This is a genomic window from Heliobacterium mobile, from assembly GCF_009720735.1.
Taxonomy (GTDB): Bacteria; Bacillota; Desulfitobacteriia; order Heliobacteriales; family Heliobacteriaceae; genus Heliobacterium; species Heliobacterium mobile.
Window position 1 is genome coordinate 19,676 of sequence record NZ_WNKU01000001.1, and the last position, 25,520, is coordinate 45,195.

The window sequence follows — 25,520 nt, forward strand, 5'->3', positions numbered from 1 at the left end:
AAGATCTCTTCGGAGCCCTTAGCTAAAAAGTTTTTGCATCTATCCAAAAAGCCGACGCAATTTAACGATATTACACATGACGGTTTCCTCTATATGTTAAGGGCCTTTTGTTTAACTGAGAGAGGATAAGGCCCGTAAAAAGCGAAACGCGGTGAACCATTCACTGCGGATTCGCTTTTTTATTTTCCTTTGATATTAATCGCGGTTCGGGAATATCGGCAGATTATTTTTCTGAAATCCAAAAATGGAATTGAATCCTTGACATAAATTAGTATTTATGGTCTTATATATATAAGGACTTATATATAGCCGCTAACTTAGCGTCTGATGTGGTCATGGGCCAATGATTGCTTATGTGATCGGCAGTGTATGAGAAGTAACGGAATGATCTGATGATTGAAATTTGAAATGGCAGGTGCAACAGATGTCGCTCAAACATGCTTTGCTCGGTTTTTTGAGTTACAACAGCATGACTGGCTACCAGTTAAAACAGTATGTTGATGAGTCTGTCCAACACTTCTGGAACGCGAGTCTGAGTCAAATTTATCCGACGCTAAGTCAAATGGAAAAAGAGGGTTTGTTGACGATGGAGGTGGAGTACCAAGAGGAGAAACCCAATCGCAAGATTTACCATATTACCGATGCAGGACGCCAAGAATTACAGCGCTGGTTACGTGAACCGACGAATCTACCATCGGTACGAGAGGCCTTTCTCATCAAAGTATTTTTTGGCGGAACGATGGAAAAAGAAGATATCTTGTCTCAGATGAATCAATATTTGAAACTTCATCGGGACTTATTGGCGATGTATCAAGGGCCAGTTCTGGAAAAGATGCAGCAAGAAGCAGCAAATCTCGAGCGGGACAGCTTTTTCTGGGCCTTAACTCTAGAGGCGGGAATCAACCTAGAAAAAGCATGGATAGAGTGGCTGGAAGAGTCTATTGAAAAAATTAAAAAATACGCTACTGACTGAAAGAATGGTGGTTTAAGGAAATCAACTAGGAAAAGGAGGGGAATAAACGTGAAGGTATTAGCGATCAACGGAAGTCCAAGGGGTAAGTATGGCAACACGGAGTGCCTTTTACAACCATTCTTAGAAGGGATAAGAGAAACGGGAGCGGAAACAGAAACTATCTATCTTGTAGAGAAGAAGATCCATCGTTGTTCTGGATGTTTTAGTTGTTGGACAAAAACACCAGGTTTTTGTATTCACAATGATAGTATGCCTGAACTGCTAGAGAAGGTTCGCGCTGCCCATGTCCTTGTTTTTGCGACCCCGTTATATGTTTTCACGGTTAGCGGACTGATGAAAGATTTTATGGACCGGATGGTCCTTCCCCTGAATAAGCCCTATATCGTCAAACAGGGGGATCATTATACCCATCCAACGCTCCATGAAGATGATCCACCCAAAAAGATCGTGCTTATCTCCAATTGTGGATTTCCAGAACGACATCACTTCTCCGGGTTAGTCGAAACATTTCGTTTGTTCTATCATTATGAACTCGCCGCTACCATTTTGTGCTCTTGTGGTGAACTGTTAAAAGTACCGGACTTGCAAGAGAGTAACCAGTGGTATACGAAGGCCGTTCACCGTGCGGGGGTGGAATTTGGGAAAGACAGCCGTGTTTCACGGGAGACCCAGGCGGTATTGGACCAAAGCCTAGCAGAACCGGAGGATTATGCCCGCATGGCCAACCTCTACTGGGACAGTGTCATCGTAGGGCAACAAGTATCTGAACATATGACCACCCCTACTTCTATGGAGGCTCTTTCGCCCGCCTTACCCTTGCCGGAAAATCAAAATAAAATACCGGAAACGTTTCTCGATGTTATCACCGGACAAGCAGCGCTCTTTAACCCGGAGGCTGCGAAGAGCCTGAGGGCGGATATTCAGTTTATCGTTTCCGGCGGCGAATCTGGGGAGTATGTATTGCGAATTAAAGACGGTCAATGTACAGCTCACCGAGGGCTCGTTCCATCGCCTACCCTTACTATCCATACCCCCTCCGATGTCTGGATAAAGATCGCCCGAAACGAATTAAGTGGACAAACCGCGTTCATCAAGGGGCTTTACCGGATTGAAGGGGATATGGAGATTCTGCTTCGTATGAACAGGCTGTTCTCAAAAAAGGAGGGTTCGAAGCCGAATAAGCCTCCGTTTACCAATGACCAAACCACTACGGCGGGAGAGACTATCGAGCGAGGGCCTATTCGGTTACCGGGGATGGCATGGCTGTCACTGGCCTTCGTTCCTTGGATCGTCCATTGGTCTACCATTAATTTTCCTGCATTGAGCAATCTCGTTCAGATGGGTATTCCTTTGCTCCTCGGAGTACTCCTGTGGGGGTATCGAAAAGCCTACAGCAAACCAAGCTGGATGGAGACCGTATCACCAGTTTTCTTTGCACTATCTTGGGTATTTCTTATAACTGGTAGCTTCTCGACTACCTATGTTGAGGTTTTCGGGTTATTTTTCCTTGGGGGGGTGTGGGCAGCTACATTGGCAACCTCAATGCCGCTTACAGGAGAGTATTCAAAGTGGTACTGGCCTTCGGCGTTATGGAGTCACCCGGTCTTTATTAAGACCAATGCCATCATCACAGCCGTATGGGCGGGAGTGTTTATGATTCAAGCGACGGCCATATTAGCTGGACATTTCGCCCTGGAACATGCAGGTCTTTGGACGTCAGTTCGGCTTCTGATTAATATTCCTGCCATTTTCTTTACGATTTGGTTCCAGAAGTGGTATCCGACTGTAGGCTCTGTCAAAACCCCATAGAGTAGTTTGTTCTTTGGGTTGAAAGCATCGTTGCACCCATGAAGTAATCAGATATATAGAAAAGAAAAGCTAAGGAGCTTCTTTTTAAGAAACGTCCTTAGCTTTTTGGCTTTAGTCAAGTTTAAATCGCTCTACCACCGCTTGAGATGAATGAGATATCTGCGTCAGTTTGCTCGCCGAGGAGGCGACTTCCTCTGAGGACGCGGCCACTTCTTGAGCGGTGGCGGTCACCGATTGAGTGGACGAAGCGGCTTCGGTGGACTCTTTATATAGTTGTTGCAGTGAAGCTGAAGCAGTAACTGCCATGTCAACCTGACTATCGGCTCGCTGAATGACGCTGTCAAAGCGATCCATCTGGCCTTTTAGCAATAAGACCATTTGACGCAGTCGCTTCGCATTTTCTTGAGATTTGTGGTACTCGGCGTCAGCTAAATGGTATCCTTCATCAATGGCATGAACGGTAGCATCGATATCCGCTTCGACATCGGCGATGATCTTTTGAATGCGGAAAGCTGCTTGACGAGATTCCTCAGCCAGTTTTCGAATTTCTTCGGCGACGACGCCAAAGCCGAGACCGTATTCACCCGCCCGAGCAGCTTCTATGGCGGCGTTGAAGGCCAATAGGTTCGTTTGGTCTGTGATCTCTGTGATCACGTTCAGGATTTCTTTAATCCCCCGGCTTTTTTCGTGAAGTTCCTTCGTGGTTTTCGAACCTTGAAGCATCTTTTCCGCCGTCGATTCGGACAGGGCCTGTGCTTCTTGAATGGAGTTGGAGATGGTCTCCGATAATTGGGTCAAGTGAAGACCTTCCTTTGAAGCGGCTTTTCCATCGGCGACGATGTCTTGGGACAGTTTTGACAGCAGTTCCACTTGCTCCACCGTTGCTGATAATTGGCGAGTTTGCGTAAGCAAGGTGCTGGCTACGGCTTCATTGCAGCGAGCCAGGTGATCGGCGGCTTTAGCGGTCTGCTGGCAAGTGCCTGTTAAATTCATCGACTCGGAGTTCAATATCCGTGAAGACTGCAGGATCTCCCCGATCAATTGGCGCAATCCTTGGGACATTTCATTGAAGGCCTCGGCGAGCTGGCGAATTTCCGGCTCATTAAACTCTGTGTTCGTGAGTTGAATAGTCAGGTCGCCGGAAGCGAGTCTCCGGGCTTGCGCTCCTATGTACTCAAGGGGTGAAGCGATGCGACGAGCTAAAAAGAACGATGTGACGAGGGAAAGTAGGACCATCCCAGCGAGTAAACCGAGCAGTACGTATAGTAAATGTTGGATGGGTGCAAAAAGCTCTTTGGCATCTTCACGGATCAAGATGGTCAAATGGGTGAAGTCAGACTGCATGAGAGTGGCTACATAGTGGGTGCCGTTTTCTTCGTAATCAGCGATACCTGTTGTATCGGAGAGGGGCAAGGGATAGCTGTCGGAAGAGGCGGCGTTTTTCTTATCTGGATGGTAGAGCAGTTTTTGCTGATTGTCGACGATGATGATCTTTTTATCGGCAGCAGAATCCAATTCTTGCATCCTTGTAATAAAAGAACGGATCACATCATCGACACGAAGGTAGCCGGCCAGAACGCCCACGACCAATCCTCCGTCAGTGATGGGTACCGCGACGGTCAAGATAGGTCTACCGGTAACTTTGCTGATCGACGGAAGACCGACGACAAAAGTCTTTCCTTCCTTTAATATGCCCTGTACATAATCTCGATCGGCTACGTTCACCTTAGTTCCATTATTCGAACGGGCGATCTGCATTCCCGTTAGGTCGATGACGGCAATGGAATCCATATCGGGAAAGACATTGCCGAAAGATTCAAGAAGCGACTTTTGTTCTTCTGCATTCATACTCTTGATTTTAGGTAGACTGGAAAGCTGTTTGAGCAAACTCCGTCGCTCTTCGATGGATTTGTTTAAATCTTGATGCATGCTGTTTGCCCATTGGGCTTGGTTGCGACGAATCTCATGTTCTAAGGACGTACTGACATTTTGATAGGAGATATAACCGAGGAGGAGAAGTGGCACTAGCGAGAACAGGACTAAGATGAGAATGAGCTTAGACTTGAGGGACATCTGGAATACCTCCTTTTTTTGAGATCCACGGAAACAGTCGTTAGCTTTCATGGCAAATAAAACGTTCATGGCCCATTGGGCCACAGGCTATCATGAAAATGGCTTTCTCATAAAAAAAAGAACAAGTATCAAAGAGGATACCTGTTCTCGCCTTCGAGATAGTTCTATATAATTCTTAGTTATCTAATTTTACGATGGATCCGATGTTGCGTCAATAAGAAAAAGGGGTCAATCCTAATCATGCGTTCGTGGGATGCTCTGCCGTACAACAGGACTTGCAGGTATTATTACAATTGAGCAAAGAGACACAACAGAACCTACCTATTCGGTACGGTTTTGTTGTGTCTCTTTGATTCGATTATTTTGACCGTCTATCTCTAGATGGTAAACTTTTTAATTATATCTGTTAAATCAGTGGACAGTTGAGCCATTCGTTGTGAGGTAGAACTGATATCGTGCATAGTGGCTGCTTGTTCTTCTGTAGAAGCGGATATATTTAATACAACTTGTGATGACTCTTCCGTAACGGATGCGACTTGATCAATAACCTGCATTACAGATTGTGCTTTTACTATTAGTTTCTCGGTGGACGCATTCAACTTACCAATTTCGCCCAAAAAGGCAGTGATCGATTGAGATATCTTTGTATACCCGTTACCAGCAGCATTTGCTATCTCTACTCCATCGACAATTTGTCGTGTACCTTCATTAATATTATTCGCAATATGTTTCACGGCGGATTGAACCGTCTTAATGCGGTCGGCGATTTGTTGGGCCGCTTGATTGGATTCATCTGCTAGTTTACTTACCTCGCTCGCTACAACACCGAATCCACGGCCCATTTCTCCAGCTCGGGCAGCCTCAATCGCAGCGTTCAAGGCAAGCATGTTTGTTTGGCCTGCAATAGTTGTAATCATATCTACGATAGTACTAATTTCTCGAGAGCTATTTTCAAGCGCTTTAATTTGTTCCACGTTATGTTGATTGGTTTCTGCGATTTGATTCATTCTGTTTACGGCATTTTGAATCAAAATATTGCCGTTATCGGTTAAAGAGCTAGTTTCCCGTACGATATTTACTAGTCTTTCACGTTCAGAATCTACGACTTGACTTATTTCGATCATTTCTGATGCAAGGTTTCTCGCCTCAAAAACATCTTGAGCTTGTTTTGAGGCACCATCAGCTAACTCTTGAATGCTATGGGAGACTTCTTCTGATGCATCGCTGATTTCCGTAAATGCTTTTGCTAAATGTTGAGATATTATTACGACGTCATCAGACTGTTTGCGAATTTGTCTTATGATGGCCTTAATGTCGTTAATATTCGTGTTGATTGCGGATTGTAAATCTCCAATTTCGTCGTCCTTATTCTGGGTTTCATTTTGGAGAACATCTAAATTCCCGGCTGCTATTTCTTTCGCTAATCGAGATAAACGAACAATCGGTTGATATGTTAACCTCGTTAAGACAAGAGTAACGGCGATATTAATCAGAAGAACGATTGTGATTTGAAGAGCCAATTTCTTTTGCATAGCTTGGTATGCGGAAGTGATATCTCGTAAGACCACTACACCGCCAACTTTTTGATTTCCCGCATCGAAAATGGGGAAAATTGCTTTTGCGAAGACCGACCCTTCACGGCTAATTTGATCGAGGACCAGTCCGTCATCAGGCAGATTATCGATAGCCTCCGCATAAGCAAATATATCTTCACTGTCCCTCGTCTTATCAACTAAAACTGACGATGATGAATTATTCCAATTGTTATCCAACCCATGGTTTTTTCTATTTTTAGCCCATTCTTTTTCATCCAAATATTCTTTTTTAATAATCATGCCATAGTCGTATCCAGTTTGGTTCTTCAAAATACCAAGAAAATGGTCTACTTCTTCTCCCAATTCCATGTAGCCAATTAACTGTCCCTGATATCGGTAAGGAGCAACCACTCTCAAGGCAAAAGCAGTTTTACCTAGTTCTAATCCGGAACTGAAGCCCTGTTGCTCGATCGCTTTACGATATGTAACTCGGTTGATCACGTCGCCAAAATTATCTGGCTGATGAACCCGTAAAAAGGCAGTTTTATCCGGTTCCGCATTATGAAAATACCAATGGGTGATTCGATATCGTTCTTTAAGTTGATTAAAGAGCGGTGATATAGTCTTATAAAGCATATCTCGGTCACGTTGTATAAAAATCTGGGCAATCTGTGGATTATCCATTAAGGCATTCATCGTCGCTGACATCATGGACACGTCGCTGCTCACAAGATGTTCGAAATTCTTTCTAGAAATCGTAATTTGTTCTCGACTATAAGTTGATGCTTCATCGTTATAGGATTTAAGGATTAATGCTCCGACAGCAGATGTACTGATAAAGATCGAGATAATGGTAGCTAACAGGATTTTCTTTTTAATTGAGTAGTTTTTCATACATATTACCTTCTCTCAAGTTATTCATATTATCAAGCCAGAAGTTATGTATAAATAACTAAAGCTTTGCATAGGGAATTTGTAACCGATAAAATAATTATAGCTCTTGCTCCTTGTCATCACAATACATAAATTTACACAAGAACCTACAAAACCAATTAAATCCTATAGATAGTATTTGTTAAAAAAGTCCAAAAATGAAGCTATCAGTTAAACTGAACTGTAATCCGACATAGATCGAAAATTTATTCGTCGTCTCACCTTCTCAAGCGCTTGGAATCGGAATGGAAAAGAACAGGCTATAGATATTCTTTTTTTGAATATCTATAGCCTGTTTCTCTTTATTACCCGTTGTTATCGGGCTGTTTATTCGAGTCGAAATCGCTCTACCACTGATTGAGATGAATGAGATATCTGTGTCAGTTTGTCTGCCGATGCAGCCACTTCTTCTGAGGAGGCGGCCACCTCTTGAGCGATAGAGGTAACGGCTTGGGTGGAAGAAGCGGCTTCGGTAGACTCTTTAAATAGTTGCTGCAAGGAAGCCGAAGCGTTGACTGCCATACCCATCTGACTATCAGCCCGTTGGATGACGCTGTCAAAGCGTTCCATCTGACCTTTCAGCAAAATCACCATTTGACGAAGTCTTTCTGTATTTTCTTGTGATTTATGATACTCGGCGTCGGCCAATCGATAGCCTTCGTCAATGGCGTGAACAGTGGCGTTGATATCGGTGCCGATATCGGCGATGATCTTTTGAATTCTTAAGGCTGCTTGGCGAGATTCTTCGGCCAGTTTTCGAATTTCTTCGGCGACCACGCCGAAGCCGAGTCCATATTCGCCCGCTCGAGCTGCTTCAATGGCAGCATTAAAGGCCAACAAGTTCGTTTGGCCCGTGATTTCCGTGATCACATTCAGGATTTCTTCAATCCCGCGGCTCTTTTCGTGAAGTTCGTTCGTTGTTTTCGAGCCATGAAGCATGGTTTTCGCCGTCGACTCAGACAGGGCCTGTGCTTCTTGAATGGAGTTGGAGATGGCCTCTGACAATTGGCTCAAATGAAGGCCCTCTCTCGATGCAGCTCTTCCATCCGCGACGATGTCTTGTGACAGTTTCGACAGCAGTTCCACTTGCTCCACTGTTTCCGATAATTGGCGAGTTTGAAAAAGCAGGGTGTTCGCCACGTCTTCGTTGCAACGGGCTAAGTGATCGGCCGCTTTAGCGGTCTGTTGGCAGGAGCCGTTTAGATTCATCGATTCTGTATGTAACGACTGCGAAGACTTCCGGATTTCTCCGATCAATTGTCGAAGTCCTAGAGACATTTCTTGAAAGGCATCAGCCAGTTGGCGCATTTCAGGTTCATGGTAATCGGCTACGTTGAGATCGGCCGTCAAGTCTCCTGAGGCCAACCTCCGGGCTTGTGCACCCATAGACTCCAGGGGAGAGGCGACTCGCCGAGCGAAAAAGGTTGAAGTTATGAGGGAAAGAACCGCGATTCCCAGCGACAGGCCGAGGAGAATGTACAGCAAATGTCGGATGGGGGCGAATAGGATTCGCTCATCGTCACGCATTAATACGGTTAAGTGTGTATTTTCAGAAGACAGGAGGGTGGCCACATATTGTGTGCCCGCTTCTGTATAGTTTACCTCACCAGCGGCATTGGCAGGAGGCAACGCATAGGTGCTGGAAGCCCCGACGTTTTTCTTATCCGGATGGTAGAGTAATTTCTGCTGGCTGTCGACGACGATGATTTTATTGTCAGCAGAGGGATCTAATTCTTTCATCCGTTCAATAAAGGAAAGGATGACATCGTCGATACGAATATATCCGGCAAGGACACCAACCAGCTTATCCCCATCGGTGATCGGTACGGATATAGCCAAGATAGGCTTCTGTGTAACTTTACTGATGACGGGGAGCCCGACAACAAAGGATTTTTTTTCTTTGATTATCCCTTGTACATAATCTCGTTCAAAAACATTGACCTTCCCGTCGTTGTTGGAACGAACGATCTGCATTCCTGAAGGATCTATGATGACAAGAGAATCCATGTCCGGAAAGACGTTAGCGAAGGATTCCAGGAGAGATTTTTGCTGCTCTGGGTCCATGCTTTTAATCTTCGGTAGACTCGACAACTGGTTGAGCAGATTCCGGCGCTCCTCGATAGATTTGTTTAGATCCCGCAGCAGGCTATTTGCCCAAAGGGATTGGTTTTGTCGAATTTGCACTTCCAAGGATGTGCTGGCTGAGTTGTAAAAGATATAACCGAGAAGCAAAAGCGGCAACAGGGAGAACAAGGCTAGACTGATGGTAAGCTTGGACTTAAGGGTCATCGGTATCCTCCTTCGTTTGAAGTTTCAGAGTAGTTCGTTTTTTCGGCGGATAAACAAAAGAACAAGTGAAAAACACTTGTTCTCGGCTTTGAGATGGAATAGTTTAGATGCCATTTTTGTAGCTTTGTATCCATTTTACGGATTCCAACTCTCCTCGTCAAGGATGAAAAGGGATGTACTTAAATACTTAGGGAAATCATGAAGTAATTCTCGGTGAAAAACGTGATAAAAATGCAAGACACAGTAAAAGTCATAAGCTAGCTTTGCTTTTACTGTGTCTTTTTTTACTTGCTGTTTAGTTGCTTTTTCCCAGGGTTACTTTGATTGGTTTGAATTAGATTCTATTGACGATGCGTCCATCTGTGCCGATCGTGACGACTTGCCAGGGGAGGACTTTACCGCTAACAGTGAGGGCCTTTTTCACGGAGTTCACGATTCCGCCGCAACAGGGCACTTCCATCCGCAGCACAGTCAAGCTTTGGATGTCGTGGGCGTTTAAGATTTCTGTCAGCTTTTCGGCATATTCGACGGCATCCAGTTTCGGGCAGCCGATCAGGGTAATTTTGTTTTGCATGAAATCTTGATGAATCCCAACATAGGCGAATGCGGTGCAATCGGCGGCAATCAGTAGATGGCAATTGTCGAAAAAGGGAGCTCGCGGGGAGACCAGTTTTAACTGACAGGGCCATTGGCGCAGTTGCGATTCAGCGTTGAAGCCATCTCCCGCATTTGCGCTAGCGCTGACGTTAGATATCACCGCGGTTCCTTGCGGGATCTTGGTTTCTTTCATTGGCAATCTTTCAAAAACTCGAGCATGCGTGCCAGGGCAGCCGCAGGGGATGGGAGCTTCCGCGTTGGCTTTTTTCGCTTCTTCCATGCGCTGTTTCACAGCAACCTCATCGAAAGGATTGGCATCCCGCTCCTCTAAAGTGATAGCGTTGGTAGGGCACTCGGGAAGACAGTCGCCGAGACCGTCGCAGTATGCATCAGAAACCAGCTTCGCTTTTCCGTTAATCAGTTGAAGGGCACCTTCGTGGCAGGCGGTAATGCAGAGCCCGCAACCGTTGCATTTTTCCTCATTAATCGTGACGATTTTTCGTTTCATATAGGTTATCCTCCTTCGGATTGTTTGCCTTTACATCTACACTATAATAAAATTGAATGAAAAAATCGGTAGCCATGGCTACCGAAACGTCTTGATTCAGATAATGATTACCTGTAGAAGCAAAAGAAGAGCCCGTCGGTAAAGAAGATAAGAGGTAAGCAGCGAAAGCTAAGGGAGCAAAAGAACAAAATGGAACAGATTGAACAAATGAAGCAAATCAAACAGGATGGGCTAAAGAAGCTTACGGAAAAGTCTCGTCTTTTATCCCAATGCTCGCTCTTTCAAGGAATTGAACCGGTGGTTATCAATGAAATGCTGAATTGCCTTGAGCCGAAGAGCTGCCGCTATAAAAAGAACGATACTATCGCCTTGGCGGGGGAACCTTTTGAGAGTATTGGTGTCTTGCTCAAGGGGGAGGCCTTGGTGATCAAGGAAACGGCCGCAGGCCACCGATCTATGATGGCGCTGCTCCGTCCAGGAGATCTTTTTGGAGAAATCGTCGTCTTTTCTAAGAACTCGGCCTGGCCAGCCACTGTCATCGCCCAGGAAGAGAGCCAGGCTCTGTTCATATCTCGGCGAAAGCTGACCGGTCAATGTGAACAGAGTTGTACTTGGCACCGGACGATCATCGAAAACATGCTCAGGATCATTTCTGAAAAGGCCATGATGCTGAATAAAAAGGTGGAGTACTTGACGATTAAGAGCATGCGGGGGAAACTGAGCACCTTTTTCTTGGAACAGCATCGAAAAGCGGGTACAACGACATTCCGCCTTCCTATGAAGCGGAATGAACTTGCTGACTTTCTGAATGTCTCCCGGCCATCCATGTCCAGGGAAATGGCTCGCATGCGCGAGGAGGGTTTGATTGACTTTCATCTGGAGACGGTCCGAATCATCAATGCTGAAGCGCTGCGGGATATGGGCGAATGAAAACAAAGCATCTAAAACTATGAAGACAACTCGTTGTAATAAAAGTGACCAGTGATGACTTTTGGGCGTTCTTTACGGACAGTCCAAGAGTCTTTTCCATTATATTGATTGCTAATTGTCACTTTGTTTCCTTTAAGAATCTATACAACCGGAGAGACATTATCCCCTATAATGAGGATGTGGCAAGTTATCAAATGCACAAGTGGTACCAGTAATTTCTATTTTAGTAGCAGCCGAAAGGAGCAACCTATGAAGCCTTACGTCAAAACTCTCATCGGCGCCCTCACCGTTTCTACCGCTCTTTTCAGTACTACTGCGGCCTATGCAACCGACGTGTCCTATGTCGTCCAGTCCGGCGATACACTATGGATCATTTCTGTAAAACAAGGTGTTTCTGTTGATCGAATTAAGACCCTGAACGGACTTACCAGCGATGTGATTTACGTCGGTCAAAAACTCTATATGGTGGAAGCAAAAGTCTACACTGTCAAAGCGGGCGATACCCTTTGGCTGATTTCGAAAAACTTTGGCGTAACGGTGGACCAAATTAGGCAACTCAATAAGTTGACGAGCGATATGTTGTATGTGGGACAACAATTGAAGATCACCGACGGTGCCTTGCCAAAGGTATCCGGTGTGACAACGCCGACGACCACGACCACCACGCCAACATCTACCACGACAACACCGACGACCACGACCACCACGCCAACATCTACCACGTCGACACCGACGTCTACCACGACAACAACGCCGACATCTACGACAACAACCGGTACTACTACACCGACCCAAACGACCCAACCGGCTCCGACAACTGAACCAACCACAACGACGCCCCCAACTTCTGAACCTTCGCCCACGCCTACGACGACACCTTCCTCGGAACCTATACCTACATCAGGAGCTGTCCGGCCGACAGCCGTTACCCAATGGCCGAGCATCACCTATGTGGTCCAAGCTGGAGATTCTGGCTGGTCCTTATCGCAGAAGTTCGGCGTGCCGCTCAGTGACCTTTACCGATACAATTATATGAAGACCGATGAGTGGTTCGATGCTGGTCAAAAAATCGCCATCAACGGTTTTGCTCCCCGCAACTATGATGTATTCCCTGGAATGCATGTAGCTCCCTCAAAGTATGGGGTCATAGCCGATTGGTTTTTCGACGGACAGTATGTATTAAACCGGAATGATCAATTTCAACTAACCGATGTTGATACCGGCAAAACCGTTCAAGTGAAGATGTTAGGCGGATACAATCACTCTGACGTGGAACCTCTGACTACAACGGACACCCAAACGATGAAAGAACTTTTTGCCACCTGGACGTGGAACCCACGGGCCGTCGTGGTCTGGAAAGACGGTATGAACATCGCCGCATCGCTCTCGGGGATGCCCCACAGCTATGATACGACCCCGACGAATGGAGTAGATGGGCACTTCGATTTGTATCTGAAAAACAGCTGCCCCCATGGTACCACCACGGACGCTTACCAAGCTCAACATGCGGCCATGATCCTCAAGGCAGTTGGAAAATAGTTTACATAATAGACCACCATGCCCTAATGCGGCACCATCGGTGGATATAAATGGGCAATATTACTATTGTGGCTAACCGTAAACATGAAGAAAAGGAGTTGCATTGGTTGGCAACTCCTTCTCTAACGGGTATAACGCTACAGCCCTTGAAGAATCGAATGATGAAACTTATGCAAAGAATGAACTTACTTCGCCGTAACCTTCACACCAGCGTGGTTCAGAAACATTTCAACAGCAGTCAGATGATTTTTCACGCGGGTATTGATCGGATCATCGTCACCAGTTTCAAAAATTGCCGATTTTGAACCAAAAATACCAGCGGCGCGGGCTAAACTACCGCCAACAGGATATTTAAGTTTCGAGAAACGTTTCGAATAGGCTGTAGTCTTGTTTAGTTTGGAGACGAGCTTGGAAGCGTAATCATCCATGTTGCCAGTAGGATAGTAAATGATCGACTGACCGACAGAATCTTTGTTTTGCACATGGTAATCAAATCCCTCATGCAGGTCTAGCAGGTAGTCCGGCTTGTACTTCAAGTACTCACTCCAAATTGCCTTTGCCAATGCATTATCGGCACCTTCTTTTTTCGACTGCGGGAAGGCCCGGTTTAAGTCACCGAAACCAGAGTCACGGCGGAATTTTTTAATACCTACCTTATTGGCTTCGGGAAGAACAATGAGAGTACCTTTGTCGATTTTCCAGTTTTTCACCTGTCCGGCTGCTTTATAGCCGGCAGGTTCATTCCCGTGGACGCCGCCAGAGACCCACACTGTCGGGCCAGGCTTGTCCCCTTTAATGATATACATAGTCGTTTCCCAAGATGTTCCTTTGCCGAGTACCTTGGTGGTCACCGGCGAATTCGTTGCTGCGGCCGCTTCCCCAACAATATTCACAGAATTCGGAATCATGGACAGGGGAGCGGTGAGGAGACCGAATGATAAAACACCTGTAAGAATCCATGTTGTAGTTTTAATACGCATACCCAATCCACCTTTCCGAGTAAAAATTCATTGCAATAGTGAAAAAGAGTGCATGTCGAAGGCGATGCTGACTATACTAATACATATAAACGGATAAATCTATATTAAAATACTTGAATTAAGAGTAAAAATTGTAAATGAAAAACCCCTCAGTCTTTCCAATAGGGAAAAACTGAGGGGTTTTGAATGATATTAAATTATCGAATTGGCTCTTTTAATTTGAAACTATAGAATAGGCAATCCGGTGTGAAATGCTGTTTATCTGCTTGTTGTCATATTGATCGTCTTACCATCGCTTCTTGCGACAACCGTGCCTTGTTGATCGGTCCGGTAGACGCCGATCTTCGCTTTAGTCAATTTTGCCATCGTCTCTCGATGGGGGTGACCGTAGCTGTTATCTTTGCCGCAGGAGATGATGGCGTATTTGGGAGAGACGGCTTTTAAAAAGGCGTCTGAGGTGGAACTGGAACTGCCGTGGTGACCGAGCTTCAGCACATCGGCTCGCACATCATAGCCTTTTTTCAGGATTTCTGATTCCGACAATGCTTCGGCATCGCCCATCAACAAAAAGGATGTGCTCCCATAGGTCAGCTTTAGCACCGCCGAGTAGTCATTTAAGTCTTCATAACTGTCGCTGTTGGGGGCCAGCATTTTGGCTTCCATACCGTTTAGGTTTAGATTGACTCCGCCTTTAGCCTGTACGCGCTGGGCGCCGCTTGCTTTGATCGCGTTCAGTAGGTCCTCATACGTTTTGGATGTATGAGCAGCCTTAGGCAAATAGACTGTATTGACGGGTATTTGTTTCAGCACATCTGGGAGGCCGCCGATATGATCTTCGTGGGGGTGGGTAGCGATGATGGCATCCAGACGACTTATTCCTTGTGACCTTAGATACTTCACCACCGAAGGTCCATCGTCACGGTTGCCGCCATCGACGAGAACCGCCTGCCCTGCAGGGGTCTGGATGAGGATGCTGTCGGCTTGGCCGACGTCGATAAAATGGACGGTCAAGTCCGTTACGTTCGTTGGTTTCGCTGTCGGTTTGCTGCCAGAGCAGCCAGCAAGGGCAAAGGAAAGGAAGGTAAGAAGAGCCAGCATTAAGACGAGAATAGAGGGAAGTGAACGGCGACTAGGCATTGAAAAAATCCTCCATTGTACGAGCCATCGCTTCTCTTCGACGGGCCGTAGCTTCGTTATCTACTTCGATATGTAGGAGCAAAAAATCACCCTCACGAGCTTCCGCAGGCAATAGGGAGCGGGGTAGGGAGAAGGTGGAGCCGTCTTCTGTCTCAATCACAGCCCAATTCTCCTCAAAGCGATCGATCGTTACATGGCTCGGGGGAAATGGTGCTGTCGTCATAGCTTTTCTTCACCTCCAATTCGAAGTGATATTCGTAGGACCAGTTCGGTAAAGGCGCTCACATACTTATCTCTGATATTATTACATATTTCAATCGATAAGTGTTCGTCGTAAATATGGGCTGTAGTGTTTCGGTCACGTAACATGGACAGCCACAACTCGTCGTCTTCAACGATGCCTGCGGAAAAAGCCTCCCTTAGCACAGTTTTCGGCGAGTTCAGTCCGGTGAGTCCTTCATCCTCAAAAAGGGATTTTAAGGTTTTCCAAGCTAGTTCAAAAGTGAATTCAAAACGCTGAATGATTCCGTCCCTGGCTAAATCATTGCTTTCATCATATTTGGCTATACCCTCTGTCAGTCTCGAAAGGGCTCGTTGATAGTTTTCAAATTTTGATTTATGTCCGATCATAAAGAAGCACTCCTTCTTTCTCGATGATTTCTATCAAATCCCGATTTGTCTGTACACCGATAAACACCACATCAATTTTTAAGAGCGTATCAAGGTCGTCCAAATCACTAGACAAATGCCCCGTAAGGTTAAATTCAGGGAGTGGGTAAACGGCTAGATCGATATCACTCGTTCGATGGGACTCTCCTCTTGCCCGAGAACCGAACAAAACGATTTTATCTATCGCATATTTTTGCCCAATAGACCGTATGTTTTCAATAAGCTTTTTCTCCAGATGAATATTCATTAATACTACCTCAACTTTCGTTTTAAAACAGCTTAAAACCTCATTGGGGAAAGGCCTATCTTTAATTATATTCTGCTTTATTCAACTTTAATACGTGATCATCCCATGACCGCATAACACCTGTGACATGTTTAGGATAGGCTTTTTTTACGACAATCACTAGAGAATTACAAAAAAAATAGAATGATAGTACCGGCGGGCAGGAATTGGCCTTGAAAAAGCCAATAAGATAGAGAAGCCTGTCGGGAGGGATTTCGCATTGAATAAGGCAACTTATACAGTAACCTTTTGGGGGGTACGCGGTTCACTTCCTGTACCCGGTTCCCAAACGTTGCACTTTGGCGGCAACACTCCCTGTATTCAGATTCAGATTGGATCACGCCTGTTAATTATCGATGCCGGTTCGGGGCTCTATAATCTGGGCCAGAAACTTGTCGCGAACGGCAGCCCTCTACGGGGTGATATCTTAATTAGTCATACTCACTGGGATCATATTCAGGGATTTCCTTTTTTTGCGCCGGCCTTTATTCCGGCCAATCGCTTTATCTTATATGGGCAGAGCAAGCTCAACCGAACCTTCCACGATCTGATGAAGCGGCAGATGATGCCGCCCCATTTTCCGGTTCCCTTGCATGAAATGGGTGCCCAGATCGATTTTCAGGAGATCGACCCAGGAGATGTGCTCGACTTGGGCGACGAGATCACGATAAAGACGGCACGGACGAACCATCCCGATGAATGTCTCGCTTTTCGCATCGAGCATGGCGGACGCTCTGCCTGTTATGTCACAGACACGGAGCATTTTCACCAGGTCGATCCAGAATTGACCCGATTGGTGGCTGGTGCCGATCTGGTCATTTACGACTCCAATTATACCGATGATGAGTATGCCGGACGGATTGGAACGCCGAAGATCGGCTGGGGTCATTCGACTTGGCAGGAAGGGCTCAAACTTGTGCAGGCGGCGGGTGCAAAGCGCCTGATCCTATTTCACCATGCTATTCATCGCAGTGACGACGAATTAAAACAAATCGAAGCAATGGCTCAGGATATCCTCCCTAACTGTACGGCGGCCTGGGAAGGCATGGAGATTACACTGTGAAAGAAATGCTAAACAGGCTGATTGACAGCATTTTTATCGCATGTTAAACTATCTGCATCTTAAAAATCTATAGGATACCTCATCTCTTTTGGGGTGAGGTAGAGGCGCGGTTGATTATCAGTACCGTCGGGAAGGTTCAAAGGCATGAACAGAGCACCGGTGGGAAAGGGATCGCCGCCGAAGTCCAAGCTTTGCCAGGTTTGGGCTGGGTCTGCAATGAAGAATTGCAGGACTGTCACTGAGGACCTTTCCCGCCCTCGGTGGAGCACTATCTTACGTACCTAGGGGAAAAGAGTGAGGTATTCCGCCGGTGTACTTGTGTATACAACCGTCGAGAATGGCTCGGCGGTTTTTATTTTGCATCGCTGGATCGGACAACGAGAATAGGAGGAATTCCATTGCCTGCGAAAACACTTCCTTTCACCAAAGAGCAACTGGAAGACATGATTGCCCAATACCCGACGCCTTTTCACATTTATGATGAGAAAGCGATTCGAAAAAACGTACGCAACCTGCTGGCCGCCTTTGCTTGGGCGCCCGGTTTTAAAGAATACTTTGCTGTCAAAGCGGCTCCTAACCCCTATCTGATGAAAATTCTCAAGGAAGAGGGCGTCGGTGCTGACTGCAGTTCCATCGCCGAACTGATGCTCGCTGAGAAAGTGGGCCTCTCCGGGGAAGAGATCATGTTCTCTTCCAACAACACACCTGCTTTTGAGTACCAGAAGGCTTTTGACATGGGCGCTGTCATCAACTTAGACGACATCACCCATATTGAGTATCTGGAAAAGCATGTCGGTCTGCCTGAGTTCGTCTCTTTCCGTTATAACCCCGGTCCGCTCCTCAAAGGCGGCAATGTGATCATCGGTATGCCCGAAGAAGCCAAGTATGGCCTCACCCGGGACCAACTCTTCGAAGGCTATCAGATCCTGAAGGAAAAAGGGGTCAAGCGTTTTGGCCTGCATACGATGGTCATCTCTAATGAACTGAACCCCGATTCCTTCATCGAAACGGCCAATATGATGCTCGACTTAGTCGTCGACATCTATAAAAAACTGGACATCCGTATCGAGTTTGTCAACTTTGGCGGCGGTATCGGCATTCCCTATCGTCCCGAACAAAAGCCGGTCGATTTGGATTATGTAGGCGAAGGCGTCCGCAAGGTCTATGAAGAAAAGATCCTGGCCAACGGTCTTGAACCGGTTCGCATCGCCATGGAGTGCGGCCGCATGATCACTGGCCCATACGGGTACCTGGTGACCCAAGCAATCCATAAGAAGAATATTTATAAGCGCTACATCGGCGTCGATGCTTGCATGGCCAACTTGATGCGTCCGGCCCTCTATGGCGCCTACCATCACATCACCGTCGTGGGCAAGGAAAATGAACCTCATGATGAAGTCTACGATGTAGTCGGCTCCCTCTGCGAAAACAACGACAAGTTTGCTGTCGACCGCAAACTGCCTTGCATTGAAGACGGAGATATTCTGGTTATCCATGACGCCGGTGCTCATGGTCACGCCATGGGCTTCAACTACAACGGCAAACTTCGTTCTGCTGAATTGCTGCTCAAACCAGACGGCAGTGTAGAAATGATCCGCCGGGCTGAAACAGTGGAAGACTACTTCGCCACACTGGACTTTTCCAGATTATAATCGTCAAGAATCATTGACATCCTGCTGTCTAGAATGCTAGAATTACTTTGAACCTGGTCAATTGCATAGATGATACCTCATCTCCTTGCGGAGTGAGGTAGAGGCGCGGTCTCATCAAGAGTACCTTCAGGAAGGTCCAACGGCATGGACAGAGCACTGGAGGAAAAGGGATGGCCGCCGAAGTCCAAGTACGGCCACACTTGGGCTGGGTCTGCAGTGAAGAATTGCAGGACTGTCACCGGCGGGTTATTCCCGGCTTGCTGGTGGAGCGCTATCTTACGGTTATGGGAAAAGGGGAGGGGTATTCTCAGGCCTGTCTGTACAGCCGCCGAGAATTCTCGGCGGCTTTTCTGCATGTCATGAAGAAATTTTGATTTGAAAATGACGGACTGACAGAGTTGAACCCGATGCAAACCTGCCCGTTGGTAAGAAGCAGTGAATAGAAGCATGGCAATATAAGCCATACTGAGGAAACGTGAAACAGGATCGGAAGGGTGGTGAGCACATGTCGGAAAAATACTATGAAATGATGATGGAAGAGATCAACAGCCGGCAAGCCTCCCAAGATACGGCTGAGCAATTGGAAAATGCTGAAGGACAAGAGTAACCACAAAAAGTATGATAAAAAAGCATTATAATTGGTAAAAATGCGGTGAGTAAATCACCGCATTTTTTTATGAAAAAAGTCTCCTCTCCGCGAAAAAGGTGAAAAGAAGTCCTCTTCCTGGATGGAAGATGGTAAAAGGCAAAGCGGCTGTGGTATAATATTCCCTATGATAATTTGTGAGAGGCGGGCTCACGTGGAGATTATTTTGACCCATAATAATACTGATTTTGACGGTTTGGCTGCTGCCTATGCCGCATCCAAGCTGTATCCACGGGCAGTCCCCGTCCTGCCCAGCAAACTGAGCGCCAATGTACAGGAATTCATGGCCCTGCATAAAGATACTTTGGGATTCAAGCCGGCGAAGGATATTCCTCCGGCTGTGGTCAAACGACTGATTTTGGTCGATACCAAGATGGCCTCCCGCGTCGGTCCTCTGGGGCAACTGGCCCAGAATCCCACTGTCGATGTGCACATTTACGATCACCACCCACTGGGGGCTGACGATACGCCGAGCACATTGATGGTCCGGGAAGATGTGGGTGCCGTAACTACCATCCTCGTCGAGATCCTTCGGCGCCGGCACAGTAAACTGACCTCCTTTGAAGCGACTCTGCTCGCGCTTGGCATTTATGAAGATACGGGAAGCCTCATGTTTTCGACCACTACCGATCGGGATGCGGCGGCGGTGGCCTTTTTACTGCAAAATGGAGCCAACTTGGCCGTGATCAATGAGTTTATCGATCGACCGCTCTCAACAGACCAAAAAAACTTGCTCTGGTTGATCACGGATCGTTCGACAGTCCACATGATCCATGGACTGAAGATTTTGGTGACTTCCGCTGTCATCGATGATTATGTGGAAGGCTTGTCCCATCTCGTCCATAAGCTGGGGGACATTGAAAGCCCCGATGTGATGATCGCTATCGTGCACATGCATGACCGGGTCCACATCGTCGCCCGCAGCCGAGTCGACGCGGTCCAGGTCAACCGGCTCCTCCATCCTTTTGGCGGCGGCGGTCACGGCGCCGCTGCGGCAGCGACAGTCAAAGGCGGCAACGCTGAGTCCATTATGGGGAAAATCGTCGATACCTTGTATAGTTCAATCCGTCCCCAGCCCGGGGCACGGGAAATCATGAGTTCCCCTGTGAAGACGGTGACTTCGAACACGGTCATCGAAGATGCGGGCAAAGTCATGCTGCGCTACGGTCATACGGGGCTGCCTGTCGTGGATGGAGCTCAACTGGTCGGCGTCGTCAGCCGGCGAGACTTGGATAAGGCATTCATCCACGGACTGCGCCATGCGCCCGTTAAGGGATTCATGTCTCGCAATGTGATCACGGTGTCGCCCGATACGCCGATGCGGGAGATTCAACGTCTGCTCATCGAACACAATATCGGCCGTTTGCCGGTGATGGAAGAGGGGAAGCTCGTCGGCATCGTCTCCCGTACTGACGTGCTCCGTACCTTGCACGGGGAGGCTCCGCTTCGCTATTGGACGAATTTTCAACGCTCTGGCGAGGCTTTGACAGCACCGCAACAGCGCCAACTGACCGGTTTGATGCGTCAACGCCTGCCAGCAGTGCTCCTCAATCTTTTTGAAGACATCGGCCGTCTGGCAGACGATGAAGGTATTCAGATTTACGTCGTCGGTGGGTTCGTTCGGGACCTGCTCCTCGGAGTCAGCAACCTCGATATCGATCTGGTCGTCGAAGGCGATGGCATCCGCTTCGCCACAACCTTAGCCCGGTTTTTAAAAGGCCGGCTCCGGGTTCACGAGAAGTTCGGCACGGCCAACATCCGTTTCGGCGATCATAAAATCGATGTGGCTACAGCCCGTCGGGAATTTTATCAGTACCCGGCAGCTTTGCCTCAGGTGGAAGCGTCAGACCTACGGCAGGATCTTTACCGGCGGGACTTCACCGTCAACGCGCTGGCCCTATGCTTAAACCGCGACCGCTTCGGCGAGCTGGTCGACTTTTTCATGGGTCGCAAGGATTTGGAGCAAGGTCTGATCCGAGTCTTATACAACCTCAGCTTTGTCGAAGACCCGACACGTATTCTGCGGGCGATTCGCTTTGAACAGCGGTACCGGTTCTCGATTGAACCGCAGACCTTGGGTTTTGCCCGGGAAGCGATCGCCCGGCACATGATCCGCGAAGTCTCCTATGAACGTATGTTTGATGAACTCATTTTAATCCTGAGTGAAGAAAATCCGGCTCCGGCACTACGACGGATGACCGAGTTGGGAATCTGGGAATATCTACTACCGGGGCTTGAGTGGACGGCTTGGCTAGAAGTGGAAGTGTCAGCGATCCCCACTTTGCTGAAGTCATTAGCAGCCCAGGGTCTGCCTAGTCCGAAAGAACGGTGGATCGTCTTTTTCTTCGCCCTTAACCGGCGTTTGTCCGCCGATGGCGTCCGATTTGTAGTGGACCATTATCCGCTGAAAGCATCCATGCGGGAATTGCTCCTGCGCATTCAACAATCGGGGTCGTCTACATCCCAAGAACTGCAGGCCTGGTTACGCGGCAGTTCTTCCTTAAGCAACTTGGAATCAATCCTGCAAGGCTGGTCCTGGGAGTCGCTGCTTGCGCTTCGGGCCGGTTACTCGGTGGAGGAAACGCTGCGTCTAGCCGAAGCTTGGCAGACGATTGAGCAGTCAAAGCCCATCTTAAACGGCAATGACTTGAAAGCGATGGGGATACCGCCGGGGCCGAAGTACGCGCAAATTTTAACGCGCCTTCGCGAAGCCTCTTTAGATGGCCGGTTACCCGATAGGGAGGCGGAGAAAGCTTTTGTCCAGAAGCTGATCGCCCAGGAAGAGCCGGTTTGGCGAGAATAAAGGAGGTAGCGATGTTCGACTTCAGTCTCACCGACTTGATAGCCAGGGCGCCGGCGATTCTCATCGCCCTGGCCCTTCACGAGTACGCTCACGCCCGTGTAGCTGTTTGGCTGGGCGATCCGACGCCCCGCTGGGAGGGCCGGTTGACGATCAACCCCTTGGCCCACCTGGACATTTTGGGGACGATTATGCTTGTCTTCGGCCCTTTTGGCTGGGCCAAACCGGTCCATGTAAACCCTGCCAATTTTAAGGGGGACCGCAAGCGGGGCATGATGCTCGTATCCCTCGCCGGACCGCTGATGAATGTTTTACTGGCTATCCTGTCGGTCATCTTGCTCATCGGTTTCTGGAACCAACCGGAATTGCGGCCGATCCTGCAGAGTCTGCTGATGATCAATGTAGGGTTAGCGGCGTTCAACATCCTGCCCATTCCGCCGCTCGACGGTTCGAAGATTCTCTACGGATTGCTTCCCTATCGCTACTCCGGGTGGCTTTATTCCTTAGAGCAGTATGGTTCGCTCATCCTGTTACTGATCGTCTTTTTCCCATCGCTGTCCCGGTTTTTGCTTATGCCGATATATGACACGCTTTATGCGATTATCCTGCCGGTGGGAAGCGCCATCGGAAAGCTGATTTTTTAACGTTCAAAGCTGAGGAGAAGAGAGAGGAGTTTCACCATGAAGAAAGGGAAAATCTTTAGCGGCATGCGCCCGACGGGGCGGTTGCACATCGGTCATCTGAGTGTGTTAGAAAACTGGGTCCGCTTGCAAGAGGAATATGACTGTGTCTTCGGTGTCGTCGACTGGCATGCCTTGACAACCTCCTTTGAGGATGTGCAGTCCCTGCAGCAGCGGATCCGGGAGATTGCCTTAGACTGGCTGTCGGCCGGTTTAGATCCGGAAAAATGCGATATCATGGTGCAGTCGCAGGTAAAGGAACATGCCGAATTGCATCTGCTCTTTTCCATGATGACCCCGGTCAGCTGGTTAGAGCGGTGCCCGACATATAAGGATCAAATCCAGCAGTTCGGCCTGCAGGGCAAAGAGATCAATATGTACGGTTTCCTCGGCTACCCCTTGCTGATGTCGGCCGATATCCTGCTCTACCTGGCTACCCATGTGCCGGTAGGGCAAGACCAGATCCCCCACGTGGAAATCAGCCGGGAAGTGGCTCGCCGGTTCAACTTCATGTATCAGAAGGAAGTCTTCCCGGAACCGCAAGTGCTCTTATCGGAAGTTCCCCTGCTTCCCGGTGTCGATAACCGCAAGATGAGCAAATCCTATGGGAACGATATCTCCTTGACGGCGTCGCCAGAAGAGATCAAGGAAAAAGTACGGCTCATGATCACCGATCCGGGCCGGGTACGCAAGACCGATCTGGGCAATCCCGATGTCTGTGTCGTCCATACCTACCACAAGATCTACAACGACGTGGAAGTGGAAGGCATCGCCAGCGATTGCCGCAAGGCCGATATCGGTTGTGTCGCCTGTAAGCAGCGGCTGGCTGCTAAGTTGGAAGCTGTATTAGGCCCCATTCGGGAGCGCCGGGACCAACTGCTGGCCAAGCCCGGCATCGTCGATGAGGTTTTGGCTGAAGGTTCTCGCAAAGCCCGTGCCCGCGCTTCTGAGACGATGAGCCTCGTCCGGGAGGCCATGGGCGTTAAAGGGGTTCTGGACTAGCCCGCCATGTCATCGGATATGACTAAGGCTGGGTCAGCGGTGACGGCCTATCAGGTAAATCTCCCCGTCTTTGAGGGGCCCTTTGATTTGTTGGTTCACCTGATCGAAAAGAACAAGGTGAACATCTATGATATCCCCATCGCTCAAATTACGGCTGAATACCTGGCCTATTTGAGACAGATGGAAGAGATCGATCTGGAAGTGACCAGTTCCTTTTTATTGATGGCTGCTCAACTGCTCGCCATCAAGGCGAGAATGCTCCTGCCTAAACCGCCGAAAGCGCCTGTCGATGATGATGGAGAAGAGGCAGGGGAGGATCCGCGGCAAGAACTGGTGGACAAGCTGCTAGAGTACCGCAAGTATAAAGCGGTAGCGGAACTGCTGCGGAGCCGGGAAGTGGAACAGATCGCTGTCTACGGCCGAGTCGTCGATCCTTCCACCATGGCTCACCTCTTTCAGGAGGAAAATCCCCTTGAGGGGGTTATGCTGGGCGATATCTTGGCTGCGCTCCGGAAGGTGCTGAATCGGCAGGAGAAGGAAGAGCCCGTCGCCGATATCCCCCGGGAAGAGATTTCGATTCAAGCGCGCATGCAGGAACTGCTCGAATTCATCATCACCCGTCCCAAAGATGATCCTGTCGTCTTTTCATCGATCTTCGACGAACGACGGCGTACAGGCGAGGTCATCGTCACCTTTCTGGCTGTACTGGAACTGGTGCGCATGAAAAAGATCCGGGCTATTCAACGATCCCCCTTGGGTGAGATTTATCTGATTGAGGTGCCAGTTTTGTGACGCAAACAGCTCTCTTTACCGGGCAGATGGATCGGGTCTTAGAAGCATTGCTCTTTGTCTCCAGCGATCCCGTTCCCCTAGATACCCTGGCAGAAGTGACGGGTTTGTCCGCAGAGGAGGTCCGAACGCTGCTGAACGACCTGACCGTGGAATATACTGAACAAGGCCGGGGCTGGCAGTTGGAAGAGGTAGCCGGAGGTTTTCGCCTTTCCACTCGACCGGATTTTGCACCTTATATCGAGCGGTTGTTGCGTGCTCCCCAGCAAGGCCTGTCGACAGCGGCCCTGGAGACGCTCGCCATTATCGCTTACAACCAGCCGGTCACTCGGCTGGAGGTGGAGCAGATACGCGGCGTCAAATCGGAACGCTCGTTGGCGACGCTGCTCGGTAAAGGTCTCATACAGGAGGTCGGGCGAAAAGACGCGCTAGGCCGTCCTATCCTCTATGGGACTACGGAACATTTTTTACGCCATTTTGGCCTGCGCGGCATGGAAGAACTGCCTCGACTCGAAGAGGTTTTTGTACAAGATCTGCTGCCGCTGGTGGAGCGGGAACCTGAGCCGGACGGTGACAGCCACGAATCTGCCGGGACTGCCGCCTTGTCCGAATCTGAACCGGAGGCTTGAT

Annotated in this window: 20 protein-coding genes and 2 riboswitches; of the genes, 11 read left to right on the plus strand and 9 right to left on the minus strand. The window is 48.3% G+C overall.

Annotated elements, in window-relative coordinates:
- Positions 1 to 424: 424 nt before the first annotated feature.
- Both GJ688_RS00100 and GJ688_RS21235 read left to right on the plus strand, forming a co-directional pair.
- A complete protein-coding gene (locus GJ688_RS00100; RefSeq protein WP_155474511.1) occupies positions 425 to 973 on the plus strand; it encodes a PadR family transcriptional regulator in 549 nt (182 codons plus the stop codon).
- 48 nt (positions 974 to 1,021) lie between these two features.
- The gene (locus tag GJ688_RS21235; RefSeq protein ID WP_170291505.1) at positions 1,022 to 2,782 is read left to right on the plus strand and encodes an NAD(P)H-dependent oxidoreductase; all 1,761 of its coding nucleotides are present in this window, start codon (positions 1,022 to 1,024) and stop codon (positions 2,780 to 2,782) included.
- A 111-nt stretch (positions 2,783 to 2,893) separates the two neighbouring features.
- Here GJ688_RS21235 and GJ688_RS00110 read toward each other — a convergent pair whose 3' ends face one another.
- The 4 genes from GJ688_RS00110 to GJ688_RS00125 all read right to left on the minus strand — a co-directional run bounded on the left by GJ688_RS00110 (position 2,894) and on the right by GJ688_RS00125 (position 10,717).
- Positions 2,894 to 4,855: a methyl-accepting chemotaxis protein gene (locus tag GJ688_RS00110; RefSeq protein ID WP_170291506.1), complete on the minus strand. Its 1,962-nt coding sequence runs from the start codon at positions 4,853 to 4,855 to the stop codon at positions 2,894 to 2,896.
- A gap of 377 nt (positions 4,856 to 5,232) precedes the next feature.
- Positions 5,233 to 7,284, minus strand: a complete 2,052-nt coding sequence (locus GJ688_RS00115) for a methyl-accepting chemotaxis protein (RefSeq protein WP_155474513.1) — start codon at positions 7,282 to 7,284, stop codon at positions 5,233 to 5,235.
- A 366-nt stretch (positions 7,285 to 7,650) separates the two neighbouring features.
- On the minus strand, positions 7,651 to 9,612 hold the full coding sequence (locus GJ688_RS00120; protein ID WP_155474514.1) for a methyl-accepting chemotaxis protein: 1,962 nt from the start codon (positions 9,610 to 9,612) through the stop codon (positions 7,651 to 7,653).
- 334 nt (positions 9,613 to 9,946) lie between these two features.
- A complete protein-coding gene (locus tag GJ688_RS00125) occupies positions 9,947 to 10,717 on the minus strand; it encodes an ATP-binding protein (protein WP_155474515.1) in 771 nt (256 codons plus the stop codon).
- Positions 10,718 to 10,906: 189 nt separating this feature from the next.
- Here GJ688_RS00125 and GJ688_RS00130 point away from each other — a divergent pair, with 189 nt between their 5' ends.
- Both GJ688_RS00130 and GJ688_RS20395 read left to right on the plus strand, forming a co-directional pair.
- Complete coding sequence (locus GJ688_RS00130; protein ID WP_235910628.1) at positions 10,907 to 11,647, plus strand: Crp/Fnr family transcriptional regulator; 741 nt, start codon at positions 10,907 to 10,909, stop codon at positions 11,645 to 11,647.
- Between the two features lie 249 nt (positions 11,648 to 11,896).
- Complete coding sequence (locus GJ688_RS20395; protein WP_235910631.1) at positions 11,897 to 13,186, plus strand: LysM peptidoglycan-binding domain-containing protein; 1,290 nt, start codon at positions 11,897 to 11,899, stop codon at positions 13,184 to 13,186.
- A 185-nt stretch (positions 13,187 to 13,371) separates the two neighbouring features.
- On the opposite strand, the gene GJ688_RS00150 is transcribed toward GJ688_RS20395, so the two are convergent.
- From GJ688_RS00150 to GJ688_RS00170, 5 genes are all read right to left on the minus strand, one after another.
- Entirely contained in the window at positions 13,372 to 14,166 is a 795-nt protein-coding gene (locus GJ688_RS00150) for a M99 family carboxypeptidase catalytic domain-containing protein (protein WP_155474516.1), read from the minus strand.
- 258 nt (positions 14,167 to 14,424) lie between these two features.
- Entirely contained in the window at positions 14,425 to 15,303 is an 879-nt protein-coding gene (locus GJ688_RS00155) for a ComEC/Rec2 family competence protein (protein ID WP_155474517.1), read from the minus strand.
- Complete coding sequence (locus GJ688_RS00160; protein ID WP_155474518.1) at positions 15,296 to 15,526, minus strand: DUF3006 domain-containing protein; 231 nt, start codon at positions 15,524 to 15,526, stop codon at positions 15,296 to 15,298. The genes GJ688_RS00155 and GJ688_RS00160 overlap by 8 nt, the downstream gene beginning before the upstream one ends.
- Entirely contained in the window at positions 15,523 to 15,933 is a 411-nt protein-coding gene (locus GJ688_RS00165; protein ID WP_155474519.1) for a nucleotidyltransferase substrate binding protein, read from the minus strand. Before GJ688_RS00165 ends, GJ688_RS00160 begins: the two co-directional genes overlap by 4 nt.
- Entirely contained in the window at positions 15,920 to 16,219 is a 300-nt protein-coding gene (locus GJ688_RS00170; protein WP_155474520.1) for a nucleotidyltransferase family protein, read from the minus strand. Before GJ688_RS00170 ends, GJ688_RS00165 begins: the two co-directional genes overlap by 14 nt.
- A 259-nt stretch (positions 16,220 to 16,478) precedes the next feature.
- Between GJ688_RS00170 and GJ688_RS00175 the strand changes: the two genes are divergently transcribed.
- The 7 genes from GJ688_RS00175 to scpB all read left to right on the plus strand — a co-directional run bounded on the left by GJ688_RS00175 (position 16,479) and on the right by scpB (position 25,519).
- Positions 16,479 to 17,321, plus strand: a complete 843-nt coding sequence (locus GJ688_RS00175; protein ID WP_155474521.1) for an MBL fold metallo-hydrolase — start codon at positions 16,479 to 16,481, stop codon at positions 17,319 to 17,321.
- A 91-nt stretch (positions 17,322 to 17,412) separates the two neighbouring features.
- A riboswitch (Lysine riboswitch) is annotated at positions 17,413 to 17,600 on the plus strand.
- A gap of 119 nt (positions 17,601 to 17,719) precedes the next feature.
- Positions 17,720 to 18,973: a diaminopimelate decarboxylase gene (gene lysA / locus GJ688_RS00185; protein ID WP_155474523.1), complete on the plus strand. Its 1,254-nt coding sequence runs from the start codon at positions 17,720 to 17,722 to the stop codon at positions 18,971 to 18,973.
- 90 nt (positions 18,974 to 19,063) lie between these two features.
- Positions 19,064 to 19,255, plus strand: a riboswitch (Lysine riboswitch).
- 518 nt (positions 19,256 to 19,773) lie between these two features.
- On the plus strand, positions 19,774 to 22,422 hold the full coding sequence (locus GJ688_RS00195) for a CBS domain-containing protein (protein ID WP_170291507.1): 2,649 nt from the start codon (positions 19,774 to 19,776) through the stop codon (positions 22,420 to 22,422).
- An 11-nt stretch (positions 22,423 to 22,433) separates the two neighbouring features.
- Complete coding sequence (locus tag GJ688_RS00200) at positions 22,434 to 23,063, plus strand: site-2 protease family protein (RefSeq protein WP_155474526.1); 630 nt, start codon at positions 22,434 to 22,436, stop codon at positions 23,061 to 23,063.
- 36 nt (positions 23,064 to 23,099) lie between these two features.
- The gene (trpS, locus tag GJ688_RS00205) at positions 23,100 to 24,101 is read left to right on the plus strand and encodes a tryptophan--tRNA ligase (protein ID WP_155474527.1); all 1,002 of its coding nucleotides are present in this window, start codon (positions 23,100 to 23,102) and stop codon (positions 24,099 to 24,101) included.
- Between the two features lie 6 nt (positions 24,102 to 24,107).
- Entirely contained in the window at positions 24,108 to 24,893 is a 786-nt protein-coding gene (locus GJ688_RS00210; RefSeq protein ID WP_235910636.1) for a segregation and condensation protein A, read from the plus strand.
- Complete coding sequence (gene scpB / locus GJ688_RS00215) at positions 24,890 to 25,519, plus strand: SMC-Scp complex subunit ScpB (protein WP_328597278.1); 630 nt, start codon at positions 24,890 to 24,892, stop codon at positions 25,517 to 25,519. The genes GJ688_RS00210 and scpB overlap by 4 nt, the downstream gene beginning before the upstream one ends.
- The last annotated feature ends 1 nt before the right edge of the window (position 25,520 follow it).

Excerpts from the sequence above, each read along its gene's own strand:
- GJ688_RS00165 (WP_155474519.1), bottom strand. The coding sequence starts at position 15,933 with ATGATCGGACATAAATCAAAATTTGAAAACTATCAACGAGCCCTTTCG.
- GJ688_RS00115 (WP_155474513.1), bottom strand. The coding sequence starts at position 7,284 with ATGAAAAACTACTCAATTAAAAAGAAAATCCTGTTAGCTACCATTATC.
- GJ688_RS00200 (WP_155474526.1), top strand. The coding sequence starts at position 22,434 with ATGTTCGACTTCAGTCTCACCGACTTGATAGCCAGGGCGCCGGCGATT.
- trpS (WP_155474527.1), top strand. The coding sequence starts at position 23,100 with ATGAAGAAAGGGAAAATCTTTAGCGGCATGCGCCCGACGGGGCGGTTG.
- GJ688_RS00210 (WP_235910636.1), top strand. The coding sequence starts at position 24,108 with ATGTCATCGGATATGACTAAGGCTGGGTCAGCGGTGACGGCCTATCAG.
- GJ688_RS00155 (WP_155474517.1), bottom strand. The coding sequence starts at position 15,303 with ATGCCTAGTCGCCGTTCACTTCCCTCTATTCTCGTCTTAATGCTGGCT.
- GJ688_RS00120 (WP_155474514.1), bottom strand. The coding sequence starts at position 9,612 with ATGACCCTTAAGTCCAAGCTTACCATCAGTCTAGCCTTGTTCTCCCTG.
- GJ688_RS00110 (WP_170291506.1), bottom strand. The coding sequence starts at position 4,855 with ATGTCCCTCAAGTCTAAGCTCATTCTCATCTTAGTCCTGTTCTCGCTA.
- GJ688_RS20395 (WP_235910631.1), top strand. The coding sequence starts at position 11,897 with ATGAAGCCTTACGTCAAAACTCTCATCGGCGCCCTCACCGTTTCTACC.
- GJ688_RS00150 (WP_155474516.1), bottom strand. The coding sequence starts at position 14,166 with ATGCGTATTAAAACTACAACATGGATTCTTACAGGTGTTTTATCATTC.
- GJ688_RS00130 (WP_235910628.1), top strand. The coding sequence starts at position 10,907 with ATGGAACAGATTGAACAAATGAAGCAAATCAAACAGGATGGGCTAAAG.
- GJ688_RS00100 (WP_155474511.1), top strand. The coding sequence starts at position 425 with ATGTCGCTCAAACATGCTTTGCTCGGTTTTTTGAGTTACAACAGCATG.
- GJ688_RS00125 (WP_155474515.1), bottom strand. The coding sequence starts at position 10,717 with ATGAAACGAAAAATCGTCACGATTAATGAGGAAAAATGCAACGGTTGC.
- GJ688_RS00170 (WP_155474520.1), bottom strand. The coding sequence starts at position 16,219 with ATGAATATTCATCTGGAGAAAAAGCTTATTGAAAACATACGGTCTATT.
- GJ688_RS00160 (WP_155474518.1), bottom strand. The coding sequence starts at position 15,526 with ATGACGACAGCACCATTTCCCCCGAGCCATGTAACGATCGATCGCTTT.